The sequence below is a fragment of the Halovulum sp. GXIMD14794 genome (assembly GCF_054457455.1).
Map to the genome: position 1 here is coordinate 839295 of NZ_JBTLNF010000003.1, position 23872 is coordinate 863166.

Genomic DNA, 23872 nt, shown 5'->3' on the forward strand with positions numbered 1-23872 from the left:
TCCGCGCCTGTCACGCCATAAATTGCGGCCTTGACGCTACGCCCCCCGGCATTGAAGTCAGGGGCGCTCAGTCCTTGCCGCGATACGGCTCGACGTATTGCAGGGCCATGTCCCAGGGGAAGAAGATCCAGGTGTCCTGGCTGACTTCGGTAATGAAGCTGTCGACCATCGGACGGCCTTTTGGCTTGGCGTAGACGGTCGCGAAATGCGCCTTGGGGTAGAGCTGGCGGACCAGTTCCAGCGTCTTGCCGCTGTCCACCAGGTCGTCGACGATCAGGATGCCGGTGCCGTCGCCCATCAACTCGGCATCGGGGCTTTTCAGCACGCGGGCCTCGGACTGGGACTGGTGGTCGTAGGATTTCACGCTGATCGTGTCGACGGTGCGGATGTCCAGCTCGCGCGCGACGATCATTGCCGGGGCCATCCCGCCGCGGGTGATCGCGACGACGGCGCGCCAGTCGCCCTCGGGGCCGGGGCCTTCTTTCTCGAGCCGCCAGGCGAGCGCCCGGGCATCGCGGTGGATCTGGTCCCAGGAGATGTGGAACCCTTTCTCGTGCGGCAGGCGATCGGTCATTCCGAGGGCTTCCGTCCGGTTGCGACGTCGATATCCGGCGCGTCCTCGGCCTTCATGCCGATGACGTTGTAGCCTGCATCGACGTGGTGCACCTCCCCGGTGACGCCCGAGGACAGGTCCGACAACAGGTAAAGCGCCGACTTGCCGACGTCATGCTGCGTCACGTTGCGGCGCAGGGGGGCGTTCAGCTGGTTCCACTTCAGGATGTAGCGGAAGTCACCGATCCCCGAGGCGGCCAGCGTGCGGATCGGGCCGGCCGACAGCGCGTTGACGCGGATGTTCCGCGGGCCGAGGTCCATCGCCATGTAGCGCACCGACACTTCCAGCGCGCCCTTGGCTACGCCCATGACATTGTAGTGCGGCAACACCTTCTCGGCGCCGTAATAGGTCAGGGTCAGCATCGAACCGCCGTCGTCCATCAGCTTCTCGGCGCGCTGGGCGACTGCCGTGAAAGAATAGACCGACACGTTCATCGTCAGCTGGAAGTTGGCGAAGCTGGTGTCGACATAGCGGCCGCGCAGCTCGTTCTTGTCCGAGAAGGCGATGGCGTGGACAAGGAAGTCGATCTTTCCCCATTTCTGCTCGATCTCGGCGAAGGCGGCGTCGATCGACGCCTCGTCGGTCACGTCGCAAGGGATCAGCATCGCGCTGTCGACCTGTTCGGCCAGCGGTTTGACCCGCTTGCCCATCATCTCACCCTGGTAGGTGAATGCCAGTTCGGCGCCCTGTTCGTGGCAGACCTGCGCGATGCCCCAGGCGATCGACTTGTCGTTTGCCAGCCCCATGATCAGCCCGCGCTTACCTTGCAACAGACCCTGTGTCATGTGACCCCCTTCAGCCCGCATTACGTTTGCGAAGGGTCTATGGGAATATTATCAAGGCCGCAAGGCGCGTTGCGCGAGGAGAGGGACGTATGGCGGACGACAGACACGGTATTTTCGCGGGATCGGACCCGTACGCGCTACTGCAGGACTGGATCGACGCGGCCACGGCGGCCGAGCCGAACGATCCGAACGCGATGACCCTGGCGACGGTGGATGCCGGCGGGATGCCGAACGCGCGCATCGTTCTGCTCAAGGGGATCGAGGCGGGGCGGCTGCTGTTCTACACGAACTACGAGAGCATCAAGGCGCAGGAGCTCGAAGCGGCAGGCAGGGCGGCGCTCTGCTTCCACTGGAAGTCGCTGCGGCGGCAGGTCCGGGTACGCGGCCATGTCGAACGGGCAACGGCCGACGAGTCCGACGCCTATTATGCATCCCGAAACCTGGGCAGCCGGCTGGGCGCCTGGGCCTCGCAGCAATCGAGGCCGCTGCAAAATCGGGCCACCCTTGAGGCTCGGGTTGCCGAAATGGCAGAGCGCTTCGCGGATGCACCACCCCGCCCGCCGCATTGGGGCGGATATGCGCTCACGCCGGTCACATTCGAGTTTTGGGCAGACGGAGAAGACCGACTGCACGACAGATTCCTGTGGAATATGGAAGAATCCGGCTGGGCGGCGACGCGCCTTTACCCCTGAGATCGACTGATTCGCCTTAATTCGGGACCGCTGCGTATTCGCAGCGGTGCGTCACGGGGTGCTTCGGTAGTGCAGCAGCGGCACACAGGACACATTGCGATGTAATGATGTACTTGTGGCGAATTTGCATCAGACTGTGACCTGAGGGTGCGCTGGAACCCCGATTCACAATCCTGGGAAGAAAATTGTGTCTTCTTTATCCCTTTTTGCGATGGCTGCTGTGAGGGGGCTTCCAAACCATGGTATGAAATGAATGTGTTAAAGGCGAGCGGGTTACCGGTAGGAGTTCGTTCGTTGGTACGGGGGGCGTAGGGTCGCGTATGGACCGTTTAGTTGGTGGTGCTTTTTGGGGGTCGTTTCCCAAGCGGGTCGGGGGATCCGTGGAAGGAAGGAAGCGCTGCTTTGATCGCAAACGTGAACTGCTCAGGGTTGGTAGATGATTAAAGGTCACGTGAAGTGGTTCGACTCCACTAAGGGTTACGGGTTCGTCGTCGTGGACGACAATCTCGGCGATGTGCTCCTCCATGCGAACGTCCTGCGGAACTACGGCCGCAGCTCGGTCGCCGAAGGGGTGGAGATCACGATGGATGTTCAGGGGACGGAAAAGGGCCGCCAGGCCACCGAGATCCACACCATCGAAGCTTCGAATGGCGAGGCGCCGGTCGCGGCTCCGAGCGAGGCCGAGGATCATTCGGATGCTCCTTTCGCCGCCGCGCGGGTGAAATGGTTCGACAAGGCCAAGGGTTTCGGCTTCGTCAACGCCTTCGGCGATCCCGACGACATCTTCGTACACATGGAAACGCTGCGGCTCTACGGTCTGTCGGACCTGCAACCGGGCGAGGCTGTCTGTGTGCGCTTCAAGCAGGGTCCGCGCGGCAAGACCGCGGTCGAGGTCCGCTCCTGGGATCACGCGACTCTGGTCATGCGGGCGTCGCGCCAGAAGTGAGGACGCCGGTTTCCATCGCTGTCGCGGCCGCCCTGCTGGCGACCGCAGCGCCCATCCGGGCACAGGACGCCTGTGCGCCCGATCGATTGGACATCCGGTCCGACGCGGGCGCCGTGCGCTTCAACGTGGAAGTGGCTGATGATGCCGAGGAACGCGCGCTTGGGCTGATGAACCGGCCCGAGATGGGGCAGTTCGCCGGTATGCTCTTCGTCTACGAACGGCCGCAGCCGGTGGCGTTCTGGATGAAGAATACGATGATCCCGCTGGATATGTTGTTCGCCGATGAAACCGGGGTCGTGCAACGCATCCATCGCATGGCGGTGCCGTATTCGACGGACAGCATCCCGGGTGGGGACGGGATACAATACGTGCTCGAGATCAACGGCGGCCTCTCCGACACCCTCGGCCTGAGCGAGGGCGCTGAGCTACGCCATCCGGCGATCCCGGACGATCTCGCTGCCTGGCCGTGCGAGCCGGGCGAAAGTTAGCTCTTTCCCTCCGGCGGACACTCCGGTATTGCCGTCATCGGTCGGGGCGTGGCGCAGTCTGGTAGCGCACCTGTTTTGGGTACAGGGGGTCGTGAGTTCGAATCTCGCCGCCCCGACCAGTCATCCATCAGAATCCCACTGTTTTTTCGGCGGCGCAGGGTGGCCGTAGGCCGAACGCCTTTACTTTCTGCCTTATTTCTCCATTCGAAATAATGGTGCTTCATGATTGATATTCCTCGTTATTTACATTGTACTTCGGGTGCATAAGCAAAATATATACTTTATATACCTGTTTTTTTGTTAAAATTCAGCATCCTATGGGTGAGAAATAATAATTCTTAAATCGCGGCGCTCGCGAACGAAAGTTCTACTCTGTAGCAATTCGGATTGTGGCGGCACTTTGGCAAAAGTTTGATTAAAATTTGAGCACGTGCTAATGTGTTGATTATGGTGGGGAATTTCAGCAGGCCGGATTAGGCTCGACTGACGATTGTCAGACGGCGCGGCGTAGATCGTTCCGATGGCATCGCGGGAAGGCTGTTGCGTTCGCCGGTCCGAAGGGCCGGTGCTTGGAGTTGCGTGAAGTATTCGCGACAGCTCTTGTTTGTGTGTTGCGTTCAAGGAGGCCTTCCCATGGCTGACCCAGTTGCAGTAGATGATATCGGCTTGCCGGATTACGAGATCAACGAAGACCAGATCCTGCGGATCAACAGCGCGAAAGGTGTGCTGGACAACGATACCGATGCGGACGGCGATGCCCTTGCCGCCAGTGTTTCGTCCAACCCGAAGAATCCGCTCTTCGATTTCAAGACAAATGGCAGCTTCGTATATGACGCCCGGTATCACGGTGTTCTGTACCTCGATACCGATGGAACACCGACGTTGAGCGATCCGGGCGACGCGGAAGTGACGTTGACCAACGGGTTCGACTCCCTCGGCGCCGGCGCGGTGATCTACGACACGTTCACATATGACGCGAGTGACGGTCAGACCTCGGACGAGGCGACGGCTTCGATAATGATCACCGGTGTCAACGATGATCCGATCGCCGACGACGATAGCGCGACGGTGACATCCGGCGGGATGATCAGTATCGACGTTCTAGCGGGCGACACGGACGTCGATATCTGGCCCACGGCCGACGCGGACAATCTGAGCGTCGAGGGGCTATCGGATATCGCGGACGACGGCGGGCCCGCCGGAGGAAGCGACAACGACGGTACGGACGGATACAGCATCACTACGGATGCTGGTGGCACCGTAAGCGTCAATCCCGCTACCGGAGAAATCGAGTACCAGGCAGCGGATGGCTTCTTCGGTATCGACACGTTCGAGTACACGGTGGAAGATCCCAGTGGCGGTTCGGATACCGGTGTGGTTCGGGTGACAGTCTTGCCCACGAACTTGAACCCCGACGCGGTCGACGATGACCGAACGGTCAACGAGGATGCGGGCTCTACCACTCTCGCTACGGTACTTGGAAACGATACGGATGCAGACGACGCACCGCTGATCGCGGCGGAGCTTGTTGATCCCATTGGCAGTGCACTGCGCCGCGTCGATGCGGTAGGTGATCCCGCAGCGGGACCCACTGGCACGCTCGAGGATTTCAACGCTGACGGTACCTTCGACTACAATCCGGATGGCGCATTCAATACCCTGGGCGTAGGCGACAGTGCGTATGTCGAGTTCGACTACATCGCCTATGACGGCCACGGTGCCTCTGATCAAGCGACCGTGACGATCGAGATCACTGGCGAAAATGATGATCCTACCGGGGCAAGCCCGGGGGCGGTGTCAGTTTACGAGGCCGGTTTGCCCGGTGGCAGCAAGGACGACCCGACCGACACCGAGATCCCGATCGTACAGGATATCGACATTACGATAGGCGATGTGGATGCGAGCGATACGCCGTTTGTAGCGGGTACGACTGGCGGCGATACGACGACTCTGGACGGTACCTACGGGACACTGGAGTTCCTAGACGACGATACGGTCAGGTATACGCTGCTGAGCGCGGCTGACCATGCCTCGGTTCAGGGTCACAACGGTGGGATTACCGATACGTTCACCGTGTATGCCGTGGACGAACATGGCGGTAGCTCAGGACCGCTCACTGTTACCGTCAACATCATCGATGACATCAATTTCCTCGCCGCGCTGCCGGTTAACGATGACGTGGTTTTCCCGACTTTGGATACGCTCGATGATATCTCGGTTGCCTTCACCGAGAACAACGACGGGATCGAAACCTATACTCTCTACTCCGGTGCAGACGGTCAGGAACTGAGCCTGGTCGGATTGCCCGAGGATTTCACCCTGGGTGACGGGCGCACAATCACGTCGTCCTATGACGTCAACGGGAATGTCGTTGGAACCTATGTCGATGGAGATGGCATCACGCAAACGTTCTACACGCTCACCATCGACCCGGATCCGGATGCAGATGGCGAAACCACACCGGTTGCCAACTACAAGTTCACGGTGAACGAAGGACCGCCGACAGTTGTCAACGAGATTGATTTCTCTGCGATCAGTGCGGGCGGGCCGCAGGAGGATCCTACTGTCGAAAACATCACCTTCAACGGGTACTTCCTGAAGAACGGAACGCCGGATCTGACGGATTTCCTGAATGAACTTAACGATTTCCCGGCCCCGAATGCGGGAGAGGACGATATCAACCCGAACAACGCGGGTGGCATCGGCATCGGCAACGGGAACATCGAACGTCTCGAGGTTCTGGAACTGGACTTTACTGCGTCGACGGCGTCGATCACCGGTGTCCAACTGGACGTTCAGGGTGTCGGTGGCGGTATCTCTGGTTCGATAGATCTGATCTACGTGGCGATTGATGACGGGGTGATCATCGATACAGGGTCCGAGACGACGTCGAACATCAACGTGAAAGGCGGGGAAACCGTAACGTTCGAGCCGCTTCTCGAGGCTGGCGAAGAGATCGACCAGTTCTTTGTCTTCATCGACCCAGCTGATGTCGACGGCAACGACAAGGCGCGGATCAACAAGATCCAGACTCTCGAAGAGCAGGCGAGTGACGACTACCTGCTGCGTTTCGCGATATCCTCGGAGGACGACGATGGTGATCAGTCGCCGTACGACATGGGGTCGGCCTTGGCGGATGCGTTCGAGTTCGTCGTTACGCTGGATGGAGCGGGCACTGACGTGATCGACGAGGGCCTCAAGTACGACGATACGGTCTGGAACATCGTCTGACCGCTGGCATTTGGCACGGGCCGGGGGCGGCCCGTGCATGTCCTGGTGCATTGCGCGCCCCGCAGCGACTGTTCAGCGGGGCGCGTGATTGCTATTGCTGCTGTGATGACAAGTGACATTCCGAGCAGCACGCCTAACGGATCTGGACACACGCGGCTTCTGACCCTCGTCCTTTCGCTGATCCTCGTGATCGCGCTTGGTTATCTGCTGTCGGTGGGGCGGTCGGTGCTGATCCCTATCGTGACGGCGGTGATCTCGGTCTACATCATCACGACCGCGACGGTTGCCCTGAAGCATCTGCCGGGGTTCCGGTACCTGCCGACGGCGCTCCTGCGGGTCGCGGTGCTCGTGCTGTTCGCGCTGGTGCTCTACGTTTTCGCCGTTGTGGTGGCTTCGACCGTGGGCGAGATCGCCTCGGTCGCGCCCGACTATCAGCGCAACATCGAGGAACTGCTGGGCCGGATCGAAGCGCGGTTCAACATCGATACACAGATCATGGTCGACGATGCGGCTGCGGCGACCTTCGGCTCGGTCAATCTGCAGTCGACCATCCTCGCCGTGCTGGGCGGCTTCACCAGCATCGGCGCGACGGCCTTCCTGGTGGTGATCTATGCCGCGTTCCTGCTGGCAGAGCGCGCGACCTTCGCGCCCAAGGTGTTGGCCTCGCTCCATGACGAAGAGCGCGCGCGGGAGATCCTCGAGATCATCGCCGAGATCAACCACCAGATCGGCGAGTACCTGACCGTCAAAACTCTGATCAACATCATTCTGGGGATCGCTTGTCTGGCGATCTTTCTGGTCATGGGAACGGACTTCGCGCTGTTCTGGGCCATCGTGATCGGGCTGGTGAACTACATTCCCTACCTGGGGTCATGGATCGGCGTGATGTTCCCGGTGGCGCTGTCCGTCGCGCAGACCGGATCTCTTCTCTATACCGTCGTGCTCGCTGGGCTGCTGACAGCGGCCCAGGTCGCCGTCGGGAATTTCATCGAACCGCGGATGATAGGTCGGCAGCTGAACCTCAGCCCCTTTGTGGTCCTTGTCGCCCTGTCGATCTGGAGCGCGCTATGGGGTGTTGCGGGCGCGATCCTGGCGGTCCCGATGACCTCGATCGTGGTGATCATCCTCGCGCGTTTCCCCGAGACCCGCTTCATCGCCGGGCTGCTGGCTGAGCGGGTCGATACCCGCCCGGTTGCCGGGTCCACTCGGGCCGGGCAGGGGGCGGCGGAGCGTTAGGCGCTCAGGTGAACTGGATCGCGGTCTCGCGCGGCTCGAAGCGCGGGCTGGCGGCGGTCAGTGTCACGGTTCCCGGGCCCTCGGGGCGTATCCAGACGCCGGAGGTGCCGCCCCGCAGCGTCTTGAGCGAGGGGCCGACGATGCGTCCGGGACCGGTCAGGGTCAGCGACAGCGGCGCCGAGAGAAAGGGCAGGGTGTTTCCAGCCTGGTCCAGTGCCCGGACGATGACCCGGACCTCGCCGACCTGACAGGGCGACTCGCTGCGATCAGGCACCATTTGCAGCCGGTCGGCGACAGGCGCGGCCAGCAGGCGGACACAGGCCGCTTCCTTGCCACCTACGAAGCCGACGACCTCGGCATCGGGCCATTCCTGACCCCATCGGCCCAGGTCCTCGGGCGAGACCATGTCGTGCGTCAACATCATCGGCGGGTGCGGCAGGTGGGCGAACCGCTCACGGTCGCGGACCAGTTCCAGCGTCTTGCCGTCCGAGACCCGCAGTTCCACCCGGTCGCAGTTCGTCAGCACCATCAGCGGCAGCGTGCCGCCGATGTTGCGCTCGCCGCGCGCCCAGAACGTCACCGGCTTCAGCACCACGTTCGAGGCGGGTTCCGCCTGGCTGGCATAGGCATAGGCGGCGAACTTGGGTTCGCGGAACATGGTCATCACGCCGTGGTGGCAGACCCGGTCGCCAGAGCCGAAATCCTTGTGCGTATTGTAGTCGAACATGCACCAGCCGATGCAGCCCGCGATCCGTTCGTCGGCATGGGCGGCGTCGATGATTTCCAGGTGCCTCGTCACGTGCTCGATCTGCCGCTGCTCCTGGTCGAAGCTTTTCGTGGGGTACATGTGGCCGTTGTACTCGGTCACGATATAGGGAACGTCGCGGTCCAGCCCCGTCACCTCGCGCGGATCACGCAGGGCGGTACGGGTACGCTGTGAGGTCGGTAGCTCGAAATCACCGAGAATGAAGTCGTTGAACGTGTAGACATCCTCGAGCAGCTCGCTGCGGACGTCCTTTCGGATGCCGCCGGTCTGCCGTGTGCTGTCGAGCTCATGCGCCAGCGCGTTGGTGCGGGAATAAAGATCGTGGTCGTCCGGCGATTCATTGATCCGCACACCCCAGAGGATGATCGAGGGGTGGTTCCAGTCACGCTCGATCATGCGGCGGACGTTCTCGACGGTCTCGTCTTTCCACTCGGCGCCACCAATATGCTGCCAGCCGGGGATCTCCTCGAGCACCATCAGTCCTATCCGGTCGCAATGGTCGAGGAACCAGGGCGACTGCGGGTAGTGCGAGGTGCGGACGATGTTACAGCCCAGCTCGAATTTGAGGATCTCGGCATCGCGCTCCTGCGCGGCGCGGCCCTGCGCATAGCCGGCAAAGGGAAAGGCCTGGTGCCGGTTCAGGCCCATCAGCTTGACCCGTTCGCCGTTCAGGAAGAAGCCGTCGGGCGTGAAACGCGCCTCGCGGACGCCGAAGGCGGTCTCGTGGCTGTCTGTACCTGCAGTGGTGTCCAGCCGGATCGCCAGCCGGTGCATGGCGGGGGAGGCGGGGGACCAGAGCCGAAGGCCCTGCAGGCCGTCGAAGGCAATATCGAGGCTTTCTTCGGTTAGCGCCGCCGTCGTCTCGGCCAGCTTCGCGCCGTCCGGGTCCAGCAACTCGACCCGCGCGGTGCCTTCGATCGGTACTGTAGCATCCAGCCAGATCCGCGCTCGGACGCTCTGCCGCGCGCCCAGCGGTTCGGGCGTCTCGACCTTCACACGGGCGACCGAGATCGGGGCGCGGAGTTCCAGCCACGCCTCGCGATAGATCCCGGCATAGGTCAGGTAGTCGATGCGGCCGCCGAAGGGCGGGATCAGGGGATTCTCGGTGCCGTCGATCCGGACCGTGACGCGGCAGGTGCCGTCCTCGAAGCGATCCGTCAGGCGCAGTTGGAAGGGCGTGTAGCCGTCCGCGTGGCGCAGCACGAGGTCGCCGTTCACGTAGATATGCGCGTCCGCCATCGCGCCGTCAAAGCGCAGGATCAGTTCGCGGTTCTCAAACGCGTCCTGCCAGTCGATGACCCGCTGGTAGGTAAAGGCGCGCTGATAGGCGGTCTCGTCAAAATAGTCGAAGGGCAGATCGACGGCGTTGTGGGGCAGGGCAACCGGCTCTCCACCGAGGTCACGGCGTGTCCAGTCCTCCTCGAAGCCTTCGCGGAAGCTCCAGGCATCGGAAAGCGGGCGGATGTCTGCCATGCGGATCGGTCCTTCTGGGCTGGGCTGCGTAATGCGAAGCTGTGTCCGGGGGACGTTACTGATCAGTAGGTTGCGGGTCAATTGCCGGGCTCGGGTCATCGCGGGCGGGGCAAAATCACGCGTTGCCTTCGTCGTTCTCGGAGATAAAAGCGAGCCATGCGTCTTGACCGCCTCCTGATCCTGCCGCTGCTCCTGGCGGCGCTGCTGCTGCCGCAATTGTCGGCGGCGGCCGCCAGCGCCGTGGGCGGTACCTGGACGGTCGTCCTGTGCACCGGAGACGGGCTCAAGACGGTCGTGATGGGCGCTGACGGACAGCCGGTCGAGGATACCGGCCATGAAAGCCCCTGCGCGCTGGTGCAGGTCGCGGATCTGTCCGCGCCGGTGCCCTTGCTCGCTCTCGGTGAAGCGTGGGCGCCCCTCATCTGGCGCGCTCCGCTCCGGACAAGGCTTGTCGACCTTGCAGCACGGGAGCCGAACCCCGCACGCGCGCCTCCGTCGGTCTGAGATCGGGGCCACGCTCCAGACTCACAGACCACAAAAACGACGGCGCTGCGGCGCCGATCCTGACGGAGACACTATGAAACGCTTCCTGATTCCCGCCCTTCTGCTGGCGGTCCCCGCCTTCGCGAGCCAGGCGCATGAGTACACCCTGGGCGATCTGGTCATCGACCATCCGATGGCCTTCGAAACCGCGCCGATGGCCCGTGCGGGCGGCGGCTACCTGACAGTCACCAACAACGGCGACACGGCGGATGCCCTGGTCGATGTGCGCGCCGATTATCCCCGTGTCGAGATCCACGAGTCGGTCGAGAAGGACGGGGTCGCTCGCATGCAGCATGTCGAGCGCATCGAGATTCCGGCCGGTAAAACCGTCGAACTCGCGCCCGGTGGCTACCACGTGATGTTCATGGGGCTCGACGACGACAACCGCTTCGTCGAGGGCACCAAGGTCCCGGCGACGCTGATCTTCGAGACCGCCGGCGAGGTCGAGGTTGAATTCTCGATCGAGGCCCGGACCGGAGGCGGCCAGGTGCATGATGGCCACGGCGGGCACGGAAACGGCGAAGGAATGCAGCACGGCAAGAACTGATTGCCGGGCCGACCAGGCTTCGCTGCAAAATGACGGTGCATCCGGCGCGACAAACGGCGCCGGATGCGTATAATTTACATGTTCGATTTCCGGAGAGCCACATGACCGTTGCCCGAGTATTCCTGACCCTTGCACCGATCCTGCTGGCAAGCCCGGCGCTGGCACATACCGGCGAAGCCGCTGGCGGCGGGTTCGTGACCGGTTTCCTCCACCCAATCATGGGCTGGGACCACGTTGCGGCGATGGTCGCCGTCGGGCTTTGGGGCGCGTTCCTCGGCAAGCCTGCTATCTGGTTGCTGCCGGTGACCTTCCCGCTGGTCATGGCGGTCGGCGGTGCGCTTGGCGTGGCCGGCGTGCCGGTCCCGATGGTCGAGACCGGGATCGCGGCCTCGGCGCTGGTAATCGGTGCGGCGGTGTTGCTGGCGCTCCGCCCGCCGATGGCAGTGGCGGCGGTGATCGTCGGCTTCTTCGCGATCTTTCATGGCTATGCCCATGGCACCGAGATGCCGGCAGCAGCGAGCCCGATGGCCTACGCGATCGGCTTCGTCACCGGCACCGGCCTGTTGCATCTGGCGGGCATCGGTTTCGGCCTGGCTGTCGGAAGCAAAACCGGACGGATCGCGGTGCGCGCGGCGGGCGGCGTGATCGCGCTTGCGGGCGCTGGGTTCCTGACCGGGGCGATATGAGGCGCGCGCTTGCCATCTTCTTTGCGGTCCTGCCGGGACCAGCGCTGGCGCATGATGCGTTCGGCGACCTCGGTCCGTTCTATGCCAGCCTGCTGCATCCGCTCGCCGATCCAGCGCAGGGCCTGATCCTCGTCGCGGTCGCCGTGCTGCTGGCGCGCCAGCCGGTCGAGACCGTGCGTCCGGCCTATGCCGCCCTTGCCGTTGCCGGGCTGCTGGCGGCGGCGGCGCATCTGGTGCTGGCGTCTGCGGGACCGGGGCCGCAAGCAATGGGGATAGGCGCCGCGCTGGTCGCGGGACTCGCGCTGAGCGGTGTGCGCGTGCCCATTGCCGTGGCGGTCGCGCTCTCAGGAATAGCGGCCTTGGCGGCGGGTTTCGCGCTCGACTTGCCCGAAGGACGTCGCGCCGCACTTCTGGCCGTGCTGGGCGGCGGCTTGGGTATCGCGCTTTTGCCGTTGCTGGCCTGGGGCCTGGTCGAATTTCTGCAGGACCGGCTGGGCCGGGTCGCGGGCGCGGTCGCGGCCTCTTGGGTTGCGGCGGTCGGCATCATGTCCGCAGCGCTGCAAGGCTAGCTCAGAAAGCGGCGATCCGCGTCACGAACCACACCGCCGCGATGCCGCCCATCGCATAGCTCATCGTCGCAAGGCCGCGTCTTCCGGGTGTGCTGAGCGAGTTCACCATCCGCTGGTAGAGCCGTCCGAGCAGGGCGCCGACGATTAGCACCAGCGCGATGAACATGAGCTGGCCGATCTCCACCCCGACGTTGAAGGCGAAGAGCGCAAGCGGCACCTCACCCTCGGGTAGGCCTACCTCCAGCAACGCGCGCGCAAACCCCAACCCGTGCAACAGGCCAAAGGCGAAGGCGACGACCCAGGGGTAACGTTCGCTTAGATGAACCTTGCCCTGCCCGGAGCGCAGGAGCTCGGCCGCGAGGAACATGATCGAGAGCGCGACTATCGCCTCGACGGGCGGGGCGGGGACGACGATCCAGCCCAGCGCTGCGGCGGCGAGGCTGATCGAATGCGCAACGGTGAACGCCGTCACCGCCCCGATGAGGCGGCGCCGGTCGCGGATCAGCAGGATCAGCGCGAAGACGAACATCAGGTGATCGACGCCGCGCAGGATATGGCTGATGCCCAGTTCCGTGTAGGTCGCGACGATGCCCCATGTGCCGAGCGGCTCGGGGATGGTGAAGGCGGGCGTGGCAGGCGTCAGGCGTTGGCTTTGCGCCGCGCCGGGTTTGGTCTCGTAGCGGACGAGGACGTCGGTCTGCGTCGCCTCCAGCCCTTCGATGGTTATGGTGCCCCCGGTCAGCCCGCCGGGGCAGGTGGCGAGCCATTCGGCGACATAGGCAGTGCCGTCGAAGCGCATCTGCCCGGCGCTGCGTGCGTCACATGTCTCGGGCAGCACCGCGTCGATCTGCATCCGGCCCGCGCCGACGGTCGGCACCTTCCAGTAGACCCGCCAGATGTCGGTGTTGACCGGCTTGAGATCCAGGAACCCGGGCTGGAGTGCGTGCGGCAGGGCCGCGCCCGCAAGAACCATGAGCCAGATCAGGCAGCAGGCGGCGAGGCGTGTCACGATGCGGGATCCGCTTCGGGGCGCACGACGGTGTAGCGCTTCCTGAGTTCGTCGAAGATCTCATCGCGCAGACGCGTGGCCTCGGTCTTCTGCCACTCCGCCTCGACGTAGGTGCGGATATCCTCGAAAGGCGGCAGGTCGGCGTCTTGCCTGGCGGCGATCCGGACAAGGTGCTGGCCGTAGCCCGAGGTGACCGGTCCATCCCAAGCGCCGACCGGTAGTTCGAGCAGGGCATCGAAAAAGCCAGCGCCATAGGTGCCGTCCACCGCCGCGCGGCGGGCGTTCTGCAGCCCCGGCGGCAGCATAGAGGGCGGGCCGACAGCCTCCGGACCTGCACCGCTGCGCAGCATCTCGAGCGCCGTCTCAGGGTCCTCGTCCCCGAGGAATACCTGCTCGAATGTGATCGCGGGTGGGCTGCGGAACAGCTCGGCATTCGCGTCGTAAAACGCGCGAAGCGCATTGTCGTCAGCGCTTAGTGCATCGGCGGGCGGTTCGGTCAGGAATTCCATCTTCTGCCGCAGCCGCCGCCGGATCACCGCATCATCGCTGTCGAGCCCGAGCGCCAGCGCCTCGCGGTAATAGACCTCCTCGCGGATGTGCTCCTCGATCAGCGCGCTCATCTCCTGCTCGGTGGGCGGGCGGTTCCAGACCGAGGCGAATTGGCTTTCGAACAGGTCGACCTGTGCATCGGTCACCTCGATCACGTCTTGCGTCTGTACCGGAGCCGTATCGTCGAACGCTTCGAAAGCTGCGAAGACGGCCACGCCGATCAGAAGGAAGTGCAGCAAGGGTTCGGAAAGTATACGCCGCAGCATGGTCAGCCCCCACCCGCTACGGTGCGGTCATTGGTCTTGCGGTGCATCCGGCTTCCCCCGACGGTTTCTGCCCGCCAAGATTTGCAGATCAGACGGTTCGGCTCAAGCGCCGGCTAGCGCAGCAGCGTGCCGACGACCGGTTGCTTGTGGGGCTTGTAGGAAAGCGTTCGCAGCATATCGGACAATTCTTCTTCATTCACCCGTTTCGCCGCGCCTTTCGGCGTGAACCAGCGTCGGCGCCGCTCGCGCCTTTCCTTCCAGTTCCGCTTCAGCTTCTCGATCAGCATCGGGTACACCTCGACCCGGCAGCGGAGCGAGCCGCCGTTGTCGAGAATCTTGTCGTAATGATAGAAGCCAATCGTCTCGCTGGCGATGTAGCCGACTGCGCCCGCTTCCTCGAGCGCCTCGATCTCGGCGGCCGCCCACGGGGTGGTTGCCTCCATCAGCCAGCCCTTGGGCAAAACCCATCTTCCGGTGTCGCGCGATGTCACCATCAAGACGCGCACCTGTTTCTTTCCGTCCCATTGCAGGGGCAGGGCAGCGATCTGTTTGCCGAGCTGGCTCAAGGAACCTCCAGGAAAAGTATCCGATGCAACTTAACGTTCATCCTGGAAATGCCAAGGTGCAGGGGGGCGGTCGTGTAGACATGTATGCAAAAGTGAATATGACCGAATCGTGGCGGATTTCCGCGCGAGCCGCCTTAAAACCCAGTTAAATATTGAAATATATTAGCAATAACAGGTGATGCCAACTTGCCTAAATTACGAACGATTCGCCGTCTAGACTGAGTCTCGTGTGAGTAACGCGTGCCGGGGCGGGGTGCCCCCTGAGTTCCGTAAATGTCGGGATTAGGAGGTAACGGCGATGTCGTATCGCAGTGGGTGCTGTGGTCTGCTTGTGGGTGCCGCAGTCATGATTTTCGCCGCGGGTTCGGCCGCGGCAGGGGCGGGTGAGGTTGTCCTGAAGGCTCGGGACGGATCCGCCGCCATTTCCGGGGAACTGATCGAATTCAAGGGCGGCTTCTACCGCCTGCGCACGAGTCTGGGCGAGTTGCGCCTGTCGGCCGACGGCATGGAGTGCGAGGGCCGTGCCTGTCCGGAAAGCGAAATGCTGGAGGCCGACCTCGTCTTCGCCGGAACCGACCTGGTGGGGAAGGATCTACTGCCGTTACTTCTGGCCGGCTGGGCCAGCGCGCGCGGCGCAGAGGCCTCAGTCGATGACCTGGTGACGCCCGACAGCACGATGGCGCGGCTGGTCGGTGACGATGGGTTCGGCGAGGCGAGCGGCAGCTACCTGATCCGCTCCTCCGACACCGAGGACGGGTTCATGCAGTTGGCCGAGGGCGAGGCTCATGCCGCGATGAGCGCTCGGCGCATTCTTCCCGTCGAGGCGCAAGCGCTGCGGGCTGCGGGTGCGGGTAACATGGTCAGTGCCCTCCAGGAGCGTGTGATTGCCGCCGATCCCGTGTCGGTGATCGTTCATCCCGAAAACCCCGTGGGTCAGCTGACCCTGGATCAACTGGCGGACATTTATGCCGGCAAGATCACCAACTGGTCCGAGCTCGGCGGTGAGGATCGCCCGCTGCGCGTGCTGGCCGCCGAGGAAGGCTCGGCACAGCGCATGTTCTTCGAGGACAAGGTGCTCGGTGCCCGGCGCGCGGCTGCCGACATCACGGACCTCGGTTCCGAGCCGGAGATTGCCGCCGCCGTGGTCGCGGACCCGGACGCCATCGGGTACGTCGGACACATCCACCAGCGCAACGCCAAGGCGTTGCCGCTCGTATCGGCCTGCGGCATTGCCGCGGCACCGACCGCTTTCGGCGCGAAGACCGGGGAGTATCCTCTGGACCGCCGGCTCTATCTCTATGCGAGCGAAAGCGGGCTGACGCGCGAGATGCGCGCCTTCCTGGATTTCGCGTCTGGCCCGCAAGCCGATGCCGCGATCGCCAAGGCGGGGTTCGTCGATCTCGGCGTCGGCCGGATCGAGCAGGGCGCAGTTGCTGATCGCGTGCATGCCGAGATGGTGGAGGCGGACAGCTACGAGGCTGGCGCGATGCAGGCGCTGCTGGACGAGCTTTATCGGTGGGACCGGTTGTCGGTGACGCTGCGCTTCGATGCAGCCTCGATGCAGCTTGATGCGGGCGACGAGCGTGAGTTGGAGCGTTTGGTCGCCTATCTGGCGGCGCTTCCGGAGGGGACGCAGGTGGCCTTCGCCGGGTTCACAGACGATGCCGGGCCGTTCGATGGCAACCGCGCGCTGTCACTGCGCCGCGCCGAGCAGTCCGCTGCAGCGCTGCTGGCGCGCGGCGCAGGGCGACTCGACGGCCTGGACATCTCCGCGTTCGGTTTCGGCGAGATGGCGCCGGTCGGTTGCAATACCAGCGCCGAGGGCCGCCGGGCGAACCGCCGCGTGGAGGTCTGGATCCGCACGCCGGGCGATACGGTGGTCGCCGCGATGTGAGACGGCCCCGGCGGATGCCGGGGAAGAGGCATGCCATGACCCCAACCCCAGGGGGGTCCCGCAGCGCGGTCGCCTTCCCCCAAAGGCGGCCGCGCACCTTTTTCGATACCATTGCCCAGGATTTTCCGTGGGCAGGCAGGCCCCTGCTGCGCTATAGCGCGAGAACCGTGCAGCGGCTGGCAAGACCGCCAGGACGCGGCGCAACGGGGACGACATGTCCCGCATAGGGGGAGGTATCGGCAGCATGGCAAAGATCCGCAGCATAGGCGCGCACGAGGGTGAGACCGTCGAGGAGGCGGTGCTGGACAGCGGCGCCGCGCGCATCTCGGTCATGAACTACGGATGCGTGATCCGAGACTGGCGCGTTCCGGCGCAGGGGCGCGAGGTGCCTTGTGTGCTGGGCTTCGAAAAGTTCGCTCCGTATCCGGAGCATTCGAAGAGTTTCGGCATTATCGCGGGCCGCGTAGCGAACCGGACCGCAAACGGGCGGTTCTCGCTGGAGGGCAGGACCTACGAGCTGCCTGTGAACAATGGGCCGAACCACCTGCATGGCGGGCCGGTCGGCCTTGGCAAACGGATCTGGGAGATGGCCTCGGACGGGAATGACGCGGTGCTTCTGCGCTATTCCAGCCCGGACGGCGAGATGGGTTACCCCGGCGCGGTCGAGTTCGAGGTGCGGTTCGCGCTGGACGGTGCGCGGCTGCTGATCGAGATGGCGGGCGATCCGGACCGGCCGACACCGATCAACCTGGCGCAGCACAACTATTACAACCTGAATGGCCGGGGCGACATTCTGGGGCACCGGCTTAGGGTCGCCGCATCGCGCTACACGCCGGTGGACGAGGTTCAGATCCCGAGCGGTGCGCTCGATCCGGTCAAAGGCACGCAGCTCGATTACCGCAGTGAAGCGCGTATCGGCGATGTCGATGCGGACCGCGTGGGCGCGGACCACAACCTGGTGCTGGACGAGGGCCGGGACCCGGCGGCGCCTGCGGCAGAGCTGGCCTCGGACGAGACCGGGCTGCGGCTGAGGATGTGGACCGACCAGCCGGGGATTCAGCTGTTCACCGCGAAGCCGATGCAGATCGGCGTGCCGGGGCTAGACGGCGAGACCTACGGCCCGTTCGGCGGTGTCTGCCTCGAGGCGCAGCATTTCCCCGACAGTCTGAATCATCCAGAGTTTCCGTCGATCATCGCGACGCCGGATGCGCCGTATCGGCAGCGGCTGGAAGTGGAGATCGCGCCGGAAAGCTGATCCGGCGGAGACGCGTTCCGCGCCAGGTCGTTTCTCCCCATCCCGTCCTCGGGGACGGGATGGGGCCCGTGGACGGGCTCAGAGCCCGCCGAGATCGCGGAGCGTCCTTTCCAGCCTCGCGGTTTCGAATGGGTCGCCTGCGACCATCGCGTAGACCCAGGCGTGGGTCAGGTGGAAGCGGGCTTCCTCAGTCGAGGTCATCATGCCTGCTGCCTTGCAATGCAGCGCGCTGAGCGCGGCGGCATCGCCGCTGCCGTGCAGGCGGCGCAATGCGCCATCGAGCGCCACGGCGCCATCAGCCGAGAGCGCGGGCGACCCAGTCATGGAAGCAATGCGTGGGGCTGTCCATCACCGCCGAGAACCGTCCGCCATCGAAGCCCGGGGCGCCGCGTCCGCGCTGCATGCCCTCGACGACGAAGATATCCTCGATGAAAACGTCTTTCCATTGTGTGGCGTTGACCGCGCGCTCGGTCGCCATGTCCGCGCTTTCGGCTGCGGTTTCAGAGGTGTAATAGATCTCGACCCGTTCGATGGTCCGGTTCGGGGCCTTAGGGTCCAGCAGGATCGCAAACATGTGGTCGCGGTGGATGCCAGCCAGCACGTTGGGATAGAGTGCGGCGTATTCGGCCTGCGTCGCCCAGACGTCGGGCAGGGCAGGGAAGTCGGGGAATGGCTGGCCGTCCCGGCGCGGCGCATAGACTTTGGTTCCCTGGCCCGAGAAATGCCCCGGATGCTCGATGTGGTAGTGGTCCTCGAGCCGGGAGTAGCTGTTCAGGCCCGGGTGCACCCAGGGCAGGTGGTAGCTCTCGCAGTAGTTCTCGACCGCGAGCTTCCAGTTGCAGGCCACCTCCAGCGCAAAACCGCTGTCCGGGGCATGGAACAGTGGGCGGTCCGCGAAGTCCGTCCAGCGGGCGCGGAGCGGGGCGATCCAGTCGTCGAACTTGGGTGCGGTCCCGGAGATGTTGACGAAGACCATGTCCATGAAGACGCCCATGCGGACCGGCGTGAGGCCGGTCGCCTCGGGATCCACGCTGTTGTGGACGTTAACGCCCGGCCCGCCGACATGCGGCGTGGCGCGCAGGCGGCCGTCGTGACTGTAACACCAGGAGTGGTAGGGGCAGCGGATCACGCCGCCGAAATTGCGCTTCTCCTCGACGAGGATCATGCCCCGGTGGCGGCAGACGTTTTCGAAGACCCGCAAGGTGCCGGCGCGGTCGCGGACCAGGATCATGGGCATGCCGAGCAGGTCGATCGGACAGACATCGCCGGGCTCGGGCGCGTCGCTGCCGAAGCCGATGCAGGCCCAGCCCTCGGTGAAGATCCGCGTCTTCTCCAATTCCAGCGCTGCCGGATCCGTGTAGAGCGCGCTGGGCAGGCCGCGCGCTTCGCCCACCGGTTTCGTCACCGCCGCAAGGTCCCGTGACAGGGATCCGAGGTCCAGCATTCGTCGCCCTCCGCCAAGTGCCTGGTGGAGAATCAGGGTACGCGTTCGGCGCTGGCCGTCTTGACCGTTTCCGACGCGCCGGAGTCGCACACCGGCGACGGTGCTGTTGCCGATTGGACATGGGTAAAGGCCACAACCGTGCCGTCGCCAATTGTGTGGCAGCACATGCCCTGCACCAGATCTGGGATGAGGTGTTAACGGCCAGGGCGCGCGGAAGCCCTTTTTTCCTTGGCCTCGCGCCTGCTGCATTAACCAACGCGAATCTTAACGCCTCAACATATGGGGGCGCATGGCGCGTCAACCACAAAGAGTAGCATAAAACTGCAAAAATTCCGTTGACCGAGTCGGTCTCGTGACGGCAGTTTGTACGGGCCCGGCAGCGAACCACCACATGTGGTGCCTGATGCCAAATCTGGGCGCATCCAAACAACGGCTCGGCGCAAGGCCGAAGCCCGGTGGCGGACAGCGGTCCGCGGCCGACAATAGAAGTACGTCGACCAAGGGGCAGACGCATGAAGATCGAACGCTTTTTCACCCGCGAGGACACCGGTGCCTACGGGGGTATCGAGTTCCGCAAGACTTCGTCCGAAATCCGCAACCCCGACGGTTCCGTCGTGTTTGCCCTGAACGACATCCAGGTGCCGGCGAACTTCAGCCAGGTCGCCTCGGACGTGCTGGCGCAGAAGTACTTCCGCAAGGCCGGCGTGCCTGCCGCCACCAAGAAGGTCGCAGAAAAGGGTGTCCCCGCCTTCCTGCAGCGCAGTGTGCCTGACGAGGCTGCGCTGAAGAAGCTGCCCGAGGACGAGCGCTACGGCTCGGAAACCGACGCCCGCCAGGTCTTCGATCGCTTGGCCGGCGCCTGGTCCTACTGGGGCTGGAAGGGCGGCTACTTCTCGACCGAGGCCGATGCCCGGGCCTACTACGACGAGATGCGCTACATGCTGGCGAGCCAGATGGGCGCGCCGAACAGCCCGCAGTGGTTCAACACCGGTCTGCACTGGGCCTACGGCATCGACGGTCCGGGGCAGGGGCATTTCTATGTCGACTACAAGACCGGCAAGCTGACTCGCTCGACCAGCGCCTACGAGCACCCGCAGCCGCATGCCTGCTTCATCCAGTCCGTGCGGGACGACCTGGTGAACGACGGCGGCATCATGGACCTGTGGACCCGCGAGGCGCGGCTGTTCAAGTACGGTTCGGGCACCGGCACGAACTTCAGCTCTCTGCGCGGCGCGAACGAGCCGCTCGGCGGCGGCGGCCGCTCCTCGGGGCTGATGAGCTTCCTGAAAATCGGCGATCGCGCCGCTGGCGCGATCAAATCAGGCGGGACAACCCGTCGGGCAGCGAAGATGGTGATCTGCGACATGGATCACCCGGACATCGAAGAGTTCATCAACTGGAAGGTGATCGAAGAGCAGAAGGTCGCCTCGCTGGTCGCTGGCTCGAAGATGCACGAAGCGCGGCTGAACGATATTTTCGCAGCCGTGCGCAGCTGGGACGGGGCCGAAGCCGATGCCCTCGACCCTAAAAAGAACACCGGCCTGAAGGCCGCGATCAAGACGGCCCGAAAGGCCATGATCCCCGACACCTATGTGAAGCGCATCCTTCAGTACGCCGAGCAGGGGTACACCTCGATCGAGTTCCCGACCTACGACACGGACTGGGATTCGGACGCGTACCTCACGGTGTCGGGGCAGAATTCGAACAACTCTGTCCGCGTGACCGACGCCTTCCTCAAGGCGGTGCGTGAAGACGCCGACTGGGAACTGATCCGCCGTACCGACGGCAAGGTTGCCAAGACGGTCAAGGCGCGCGAGCTGTGGGGCCAGATCGGCCACGCGGCCTGGGCCTGTGCTGATCCCGGCATCCAGTTCCACGACACGATCAACGCCTGGCACACCTGCCCCGAGGACGGGCAGATCCGCGGCTCGAACCCGTGCTCGGAGTACATGTTCCTCGATGACACGGCCTGCAACCTGGCGTCGATGAACCTGCTGACCTTCCTCAAGGATGGCCAGTTCGATGTCGACGGCTATGTGCACGCCACCCGGATCTGGATGTTGACGCTGGAAATCAGCGTGATGATGGCGCAGTTCCCCAGCCCCTCGATCGCGGAGCTGAGCTACAAGTTCCGCACCACGGGTCTTGGCTATGCCAACATCGGCGGCCTGCTGATGAACATGGGCTACGGCTACGACTCGGACGAGGGTCGTGCGCTGTGCGGCGCGCTGACCGCGATCATGACCGGTGTGTGCTATGCGACCTCGGCCGAGATCGCCAAGGAACTGGGGCCGTTCCCCGGCTATGCCAAGAACGCCGAGGCGATGCTGCGTGTCATGCGGAACCATCGCCGCGCGGCCTATGGCGAGGCTTCGGGCTACGAAGGGCTGGCGGTGCTGCCGGTTGCGCTGGATCATGACAACTGCCCCGATGGGCGGCTGCTGAACCTGGCCCACGCTGTCTGGGACGAGGCGCTGACCCTGGGCGAGGCCCACGGCTACCGGAACGCGCAGTCCACTGTGATCGCCCCGACCGGCACCATCGGCCTGGTGATGGACTGCGACACCACCGGGATCGAGCCTGACTTTGCGCTGGTGAAGTTCAAGAAGCTGGCCGGCGGCGGCTACTTCAAGATCATCAACCAGTCGGTGCCGGGTGCGCTGGCCAAACTGGGCTACACCCCGGCGCAGATCGAGGAAATCGTCGCCTATGCCGTGGGCCATGGCACGCTGGGCAACGCACCTGACATCAACCCGACCTCGCTGGTCGGCCACGGCTTCGGCAAGACCGAGCTCGACAAGATCGAAGCGGCGCTGCCGACTGCGTTCGACATCCGCTTCGTGTTCAACCAGTGGACGCTGGGCGCGGACTTCTGCACGCAGGTTCTCGGCATCCCGTCAGAGAAGCTGAACGACCCGGGCTTCGACCTGCTCAAGCACCTCGGCTACTCGAAGGCGCAGATCGACGCGGCGAACAACCATGTCTGCGGAACGATGACGCTGGAAGGCGCGCCGCACCTTAAGGACGAGCACCTCGGCGTGTTCGACTGCGCCAACCCCTGCGGCAAGACCGGCAAGCGCTTCCTTAGTGTGGAAAGCCACATCCGCATGATGGCCGCGGCGCAGAGCTTCATCTCGGGCGCGATCTCGAAGACGATCAACATGCCCAACGACGCCACTGTCGAGGACTGCATGGCCGCCTACGAGCTCAGCTGGTCGCTGGGGACCAAGGCCAACGCGCTCTACCGCGACGGCTCCAAGCTCAGCCAGCCGCTGTCAGCCGCGCTGATCGAGGACGACGAGGATGAGGATGAGGCCGAGGAACTTCTGGCGCAGGGCCCTGCCGGGACCCGCGCCCAGGAAGTGGCAGAGCGTGTCATCGAGAAGGTGATCGTGAAGGAGCTGATCCGCTCCAACCGCGAGAAGCTGCCCGAGCGCCGGAAGGGATATACCCAGAAGGCGATCATCGGCGGGCACAAGGTCTACCTGCGCACCGGCGAGTACGAGGATGGCAGCCTTGGCGAGATCTTCATCGACATGCACAAGGAAGGCGCTGCCTTCCGGGCGATGATGAACAACTTCGCCATCGCGGTGTCGGTCGGCCTGCAGTACGGCGTGCCGCTGGAAGAGTTCGTCGAGGCCTTCACCTTCACCCGGTTCGAGCCGGCGGGGATGGTCCAGGGCAACGACTCGATCAAGAACGCAACGTCGATCCTCGACTACATCTTCCGCGAACTGGCGATCAGCTACCTCGACCGCACCGATCTGGCGCATGTGGCCCCGGCGGGCACTGGCTGGGACGAACTGGGTCGCGGCGAGGAAGAGGGCAAGTCCAACGTCTCGAAGGTCGAGCCGGAGGTCGCCCAGGCCTCGATCGAGATGATCCGTCAGGTCAGCTCGACCGGGTATCTGCGCAAGCGTCTTCCGCAGGAGCTGATGGTGCTGCAGGGCGGCGCCTCGGCTACCGCCATGGCGCATGGGATTGCGGGCAGCGTCCAGGGGGCTCAGTCGGTGACCACTGTCGAGGCGGTCTCGGCGACGGTCCTCGACGAGCGGACCAAGGCCAAGATGCAGGGCTATGAGGGCGATCCGTGCGACGAGTGCGGCAACTTCACCCTGGTACGCAATGGCACATGCATGAAGTGCAACACCTGCGGCGGAACCAGCGGGTGTAGCTGACAAGGAATTGTCCGGGCGCGGGACGCCCGCCCGGACAAAGCGTTCAGGCCGCAGGCAAGGTACCGAGCAGCAAACCGAACGAGCCTGAAATGCGAAACTTGGGGGGTGGGTCGCCACCCCCCTTTTTCTTGCCATG

At 64.0% G+C, this 23872-nt stretch carries 20 protein-coding genes and 1 tRNA gene; 13 read left to right on the forward strand and 8 right to left on the reverse strand.

The window, feature by feature from the left end; translation table 11 throughout:
- Nucleotides 1-67 precede the first annotated feature (67 nt).
- Together gpt and fabI are read right to left on the reverse strand one after the other, a co-directional pair.
- Entirely contained in the window at nucleotides 68-574 is a 507-nt protein-coding gene (gene gpt / locus ACW9UR_RS06285) for a xanthine phosphoribosyltransferase (RefSeq protein WP_458916081.1), read from the reverse strand.
- Nucleotides 571-1398 carry an enoyl-ACP reductase FabI gene (gene fabI, locus ACW9UR_RS06290; protein ID WP_458916082.1) on the reverse strand — a complete coding sequence of 276 codons (828 nt, stop codon included), beginning with the start codon at nucleotides 1396-1398 and terminating at the stop codon, nucleotides 571-573. Before fabI ends, gpt begins: the two co-directional genes overlap by 4 nt.
- A gap of 89 nt (nucleotides 1399-1487) precedes the next feature.
- Between fabI and pdxH the strand changes: the two genes are divergently transcribed.
- The 6 genes from pdxH to ACW9UR_RS06320 all read left to right on the forward strand — a co-directional run bounded on the left by pdxH (nucleotide 1488) and on the right by ACW9UR_RS06320 (nucleotide 7991).
- Nucleotides 1488-2090 carry a pyridoxamine 5'-phosphate oxidase gene (gene pdxH, locus ACW9UR_RS06295; RefSeq protein WP_458916083.1) on the forward strand — a complete coding sequence of 201 codons (603 nt, stop codon included), beginning with the start codon at nucleotides 1488-1490 and terminating at the stop codon, nucleotides 2088-2090.
- A 436-nt stretch (nucleotides 2091-2526) separates the two neighbouring features.
- Nucleotides 2527-3036, forward strand: coding sequence for a cold-shock protein (locus ACW9UR_RS06300; RefSeq protein ID WP_458916084.1), 510 nt, complete (start codon nucleotides 2527-2529; stop codon nucleotides 3034-3036).
- Entirely contained in the window at nucleotides 3033-3524 is a 492-nt protein-coding gene (locus ACW9UR_RS06305) for a DUF192 domain-containing protein (RefSeq protein ID WP_458916086.1), read from the forward strand. Before ACW9UR_RS06300 ends, ACW9UR_RS06305 begins: the two co-directional genes overlap by 4 nt.
- 42 nt (nucleotides 3525-3566) lie before the next feature.
- Nucleotides 3567-3643, forward strand: a tRNA-Pro gene (locus ACW9UR_RS06310).
- Between the two features lie 514 nt (nucleotides 3644-4157).
- On the forward strand, nucleotides 4158-6755 hold the full coding sequence (locus ACW9UR_RS06315; RefSeq protein WP_458916087.1) for an Ig-like domain-containing protein: 2598 nt from the start codon (nucleotides 4158-4160) through the stop codon (nucleotides 6753-6755).
- A gap of 105 nt (nucleotides 6756-6860) precedes the next feature.
- On the forward strand, nucleotides 6861-7991 hold the full coding sequence (locus tag ACW9UR_RS06320) for an AI-2E family transporter (RefSeq protein WP_458916088.1): 1131 nt from the start codon (nucleotides 6861-6863) through the stop codon (nucleotides 7989-7991).
- A gap of 4 nt (nucleotides 7992-7995) precedes the next feature.
- Here the strand turns inward: ACW9UR_RS06320 and ACW9UR_RS06325 are convergent, their stop codons facing one another.
- Nucleotides 7996-10230, reverse strand: coding sequence for a glycoside hydrolase family 2 protein (locus tag ACW9UR_RS06325; RefSeq protein ID WP_458916089.1), 2235 nt, complete (start codon nucleotides 10228-10230; stop codon nucleotides 7996-7998).
- A 156-nt stretch (nucleotides 10231-10386) separates the two neighbouring features.
- Here ACW9UR_RS06325 and ACW9UR_RS06330 point away from each other — a divergent pair, with 156 nt between their 5' ends.
- The 4 genes from ACW9UR_RS06330 to ACW9UR_RS06345 all read left to right on the forward strand — a co-directional run bounded on the left by ACW9UR_RS06330 (nucleotide 10387) and on the right by ACW9UR_RS06345 (nucleotide 12575).
- The gene (locus ACW9UR_RS06330; RefSeq protein WP_458916090.1) at nucleotides 10387-10734 is read left to right on the forward strand and encodes a hypothetical protein; all 348 of its coding nucleotides are present in this window, start codon (nucleotides 10387-10389) and stop codon (nucleotides 10732-10734) included.
- 73 nt (nucleotides 10735-10807) lie between these two features.
- Nucleotides 10808-11320, forward strand: coding sequence for a copper chaperone PCu(A)C (locus ACW9UR_RS06335; protein WP_458916091.1), 513 nt, complete (start codon nucleotides 10808-10810; stop codon nucleotides 11318-11320).
- A gap of 101 nt (nucleotides 11321-11421) precedes the next feature.
- Nucleotides 11422-12006 (forward strand): HupE/UreJ family protein, encoded by a 585-nt coding sequence (locus ACW9UR_RS06340; RefSeq protein ID WP_458916092.1) that lies wholly within the window; start codon nucleotides 11422-11424, stop codon nucleotides 12004-12006.
- The gene (locus tag ACW9UR_RS06345; protein WP_458916093.1) at nucleotides 12003-12575 is read left to right on the forward strand and encodes a HupE/UreJ family protein; all 573 of its coding nucleotides are present in this window, start codon (nucleotides 12003-12005) and stop codon (nucleotides 12573-12575) included. Before ACW9UR_RS06340 ends, ACW9UR_RS06345 begins: the two co-directional genes overlap by 4 nt.
- Before the next feature lies 1 nt (nucleotide 12576).
- On the opposite strand, the gene ACW9UR_RS06350 is transcribed toward ACW9UR_RS06345, so the two are convergent.
- From ACW9UR_RS06350 to ACW9UR_RS06360, 3 genes are all read right to left on the reverse strand, one after another.
- Nucleotides 12577-13584 carry a HupE/UreJ family protein gene (locus ACW9UR_RS06350; RefSeq protein WP_458916094.1) on the reverse strand — a complete coding sequence of 336 codons (1008 nt, stop codon included), beginning with the start codon at nucleotides 13582-13584 and terminating at the stop codon, nucleotides 12577-12579.
- Nucleotides 13581-14399 carry a peptidyl-prolyl cis-trans isomerase gene (locus tag ACW9UR_RS06355; protein ID WP_458916095.1) on the reverse strand — a complete coding sequence of 273 codons (819 nt, stop codon included), beginning with the start codon at nucleotides 14397-14399 and terminating at the stop codon, nucleotides 13581-13583. The genes ACW9UR_RS06350 and ACW9UR_RS06355 overlap by 4 nt, the downstream gene beginning before the upstream one ends.
- A gap of 113 nt (nucleotides 14400-14512) precedes the next feature.
- A complete protein-coding gene (locus ACW9UR_RS06360) occupies nucleotides 14513-14965 on the reverse strand; it encodes an NUDIX hydrolase (RefSeq protein WP_458916096.1) in 453 nt (150 codons plus the stop codon).
- A gap of 346 nt (nucleotides 14966-15311) precedes the next feature.
- Here ACW9UR_RS06360 and ACW9UR_RS06365 point away from each other — a divergent pair, with 346 nt between their 5' ends.
- Nucleotides 15312-16859, forward strand: coding sequence for a phosphate ABC transporter substrate-binding/OmpA family protein (locus ACW9UR_RS06365; RefSeq protein ID WP_458916097.1), 1548 nt, complete (start codon nucleotides 15312-15314; stop codon nucleotides 16857-16859).
- 244 nt (nucleotides 16860-17103) lie between these two features.
- Nucleotides 17104-18114 (forward strand): aldose epimerase family protein, encoded by a 1011-nt coding sequence (locus ACW9UR_RS06370; RefSeq protein ID WP_458916098.1) that lies wholly within the window; start codon nucleotides 17104-17106, stop codon nucleotides 18112-18114.
- Between the two features lie 78 nt (nucleotides 18115-18192).
- Here ACW9UR_RS06370 and ACW9UR_RS06375 read toward each other — a convergent pair whose 3' ends face one another.
- Together ACW9UR_RS06375 and ACW9UR_RS06380 are read right to left on the reverse strand one after the other, a co-directional pair.
- Nucleotides 18193-18438: a hypothetical protein gene (locus ACW9UR_RS06375; protein ID WP_458916099.1), complete on the reverse strand. Its 246-nt coding sequence runs from the start codon at nucleotides 18436-18438 to the stop codon at nucleotides 18193-18195.
- Complete coding sequence (locus ACW9UR_RS06380) at nucleotides 18410-19558, reverse strand: aromatic ring-hydroxylating oxygenase subunit alpha (protein WP_458916100.1); 1149 nt, start codon at nucleotides 19556-19558, stop codon at nucleotides 18410-18412. The genes ACW9UR_RS06375 and ACW9UR_RS06380 overlap by 29 nt, the downstream gene beginning before the upstream one ends.
- Nucleotides 19559-20070: 512 nt before the next feature.
- On the opposite strand from ACW9UR_RS06380, the gene ACW9UR_RS06385 reads away from it, so the two are divergent.
- Complete coding sequence (locus ACW9UR_RS06385; RefSeq protein ID WP_458916101.1) at nucleotides 20071-23736, forward strand: vitamin B12-dependent ribonucleotide reductase; 3666 nt, start codon at nucleotides 20071-20073, stop codon at nucleotides 23734-23736.
- Nucleotides 23737-23872 lie beyond the last annotated feature (136 nt).

What these genes read in the sequence shown, in the direction of transcription:
- ACW9UR_RS06365 (WP_458916097.1), top strand. Translation starts at nt 15,312, where the DNA reads ATGATTTTCGCCGCGGGTTCGGCCGCGGCAGGGGCGGGTGAGGTTGTC.
- fabI (WP_458916082.1), bottom strand. Translation starts at nt 1,398, where the DNA reads ATGACACAGGGTCTGTTGCAAGGTAAGCGCGGGCTGATCATGGGGCTG.
- ACW9UR_RS06385 (WP_458916101.1), top strand. Translation starts at nt 20,071, where the DNA reads ATGAAGATCGAACGCTTTTTCACCCGCGAGGACACCGGTGCCTACGGG.
- ACW9UR_RS06320 (WP_458916088.1), top strand. Translation starts at nt 6,861, where the DNA reads ATGACAAGTGACATTCCGAGCAGCACGCCTAACGGATCTGGACACACG.
- ACW9UR_RS06340 (WP_458916092.1), top strand. Translation starts at nt 11,422, where the DNA reads ATGACCGTTGCCCGAGTATTCCTGACCCTTGCACCGATCCTGCTGGCA.
- ACW9UR_RS06325 (WP_458916089.1), bottom strand. Translation starts at nt 10,230, where the DNA reads ATGGCAGACATCCGCCCGCTTTCCGATGCCTGGAGCTTCCGCGAAGGC.
- pdxH (WP_458916083.1), top strand. Translation starts at nt 1,488, where the DNA reads ATGGCGGACGACAGACACGGTATTTTCGCGGGATCGGACCCGTACGCG.
- ACW9UR_RS06315 (WP_458916087.1), top strand. Translation starts at nt 4,158, where the DNA reads ATGGCTGACCCAGTTGCAGTAGATGATATCGGCTTGCCGGATTACGAG.
- ACW9UR_RS06335 (WP_458916091.1), top strand. Translation starts at nt 10,808, where the DNA reads ATGAAACGCTTCCTGATTCCCGCCCTTCTGCTGGCGGTCCCCGCCTTC.
- ACW9UR_RS06375 (WP_458916099.1), bottom strand. Translation starts at nt 18,438, where the DNA reads ATGACTGGGTCGCCCGCGCTCTCGGCTGATGGCGCCGTGGCGCTCGAT.
- ACW9UR_RS06300 (WP_458916084.1), top strand. Translation starts at nt 2,527, where the DNA reads ATGATTAAAGGTCACGTGAAGTGGTTCGACTCCACTAAGGGTTACGGG.
- ACW9UR_RS06330 (WP_458916090.1), top strand. Translation starts at nt 10,387, where the DNA reads ATGCGTCTTGACCGCCTCCTGATCCTGCCGCTGCTCCTGGCGGCGCTG.
- ACW9UR_RS06355 (WP_458916095.1), bottom strand. Translation starts at nt 14,399, where the DNA reads ATGCTGCGGCGTATACTTTCCGAACCCTTGCTGCACTTCCTTCTGATC.
- ACW9UR_RS06370 (WP_458916098.1), top strand. Translation starts at nt 17,104, where the DNA reads ATGGCAAAGATCCGCAGCATAGGCGCGCACGAGGGTGAGACCGTCGAG.
- ACW9UR_RS06380 (WP_458916100.1), bottom strand. Translation starts at nt 19,558, where the DNA reads ATGCTGGACCTCGGATCCCTGTCACGGGACCTTGCGGCGGTGACGAAA.
- gpt (WP_458916081.1), bottom strand. Translation starts at nt 574, where the DNA reads ATGACCGATCGCCTGCCGCACGAGAAAGGGTTCCACATCTCCTGGGAC.
- ACW9UR_RS06345 (WP_458916093.1), top strand. Translation starts at nt 12,003, where the DNA reads ATGAGGCGCGCGCTTGCCATCTTCTTTGCGGTCCTGCCGGGACCAGCG.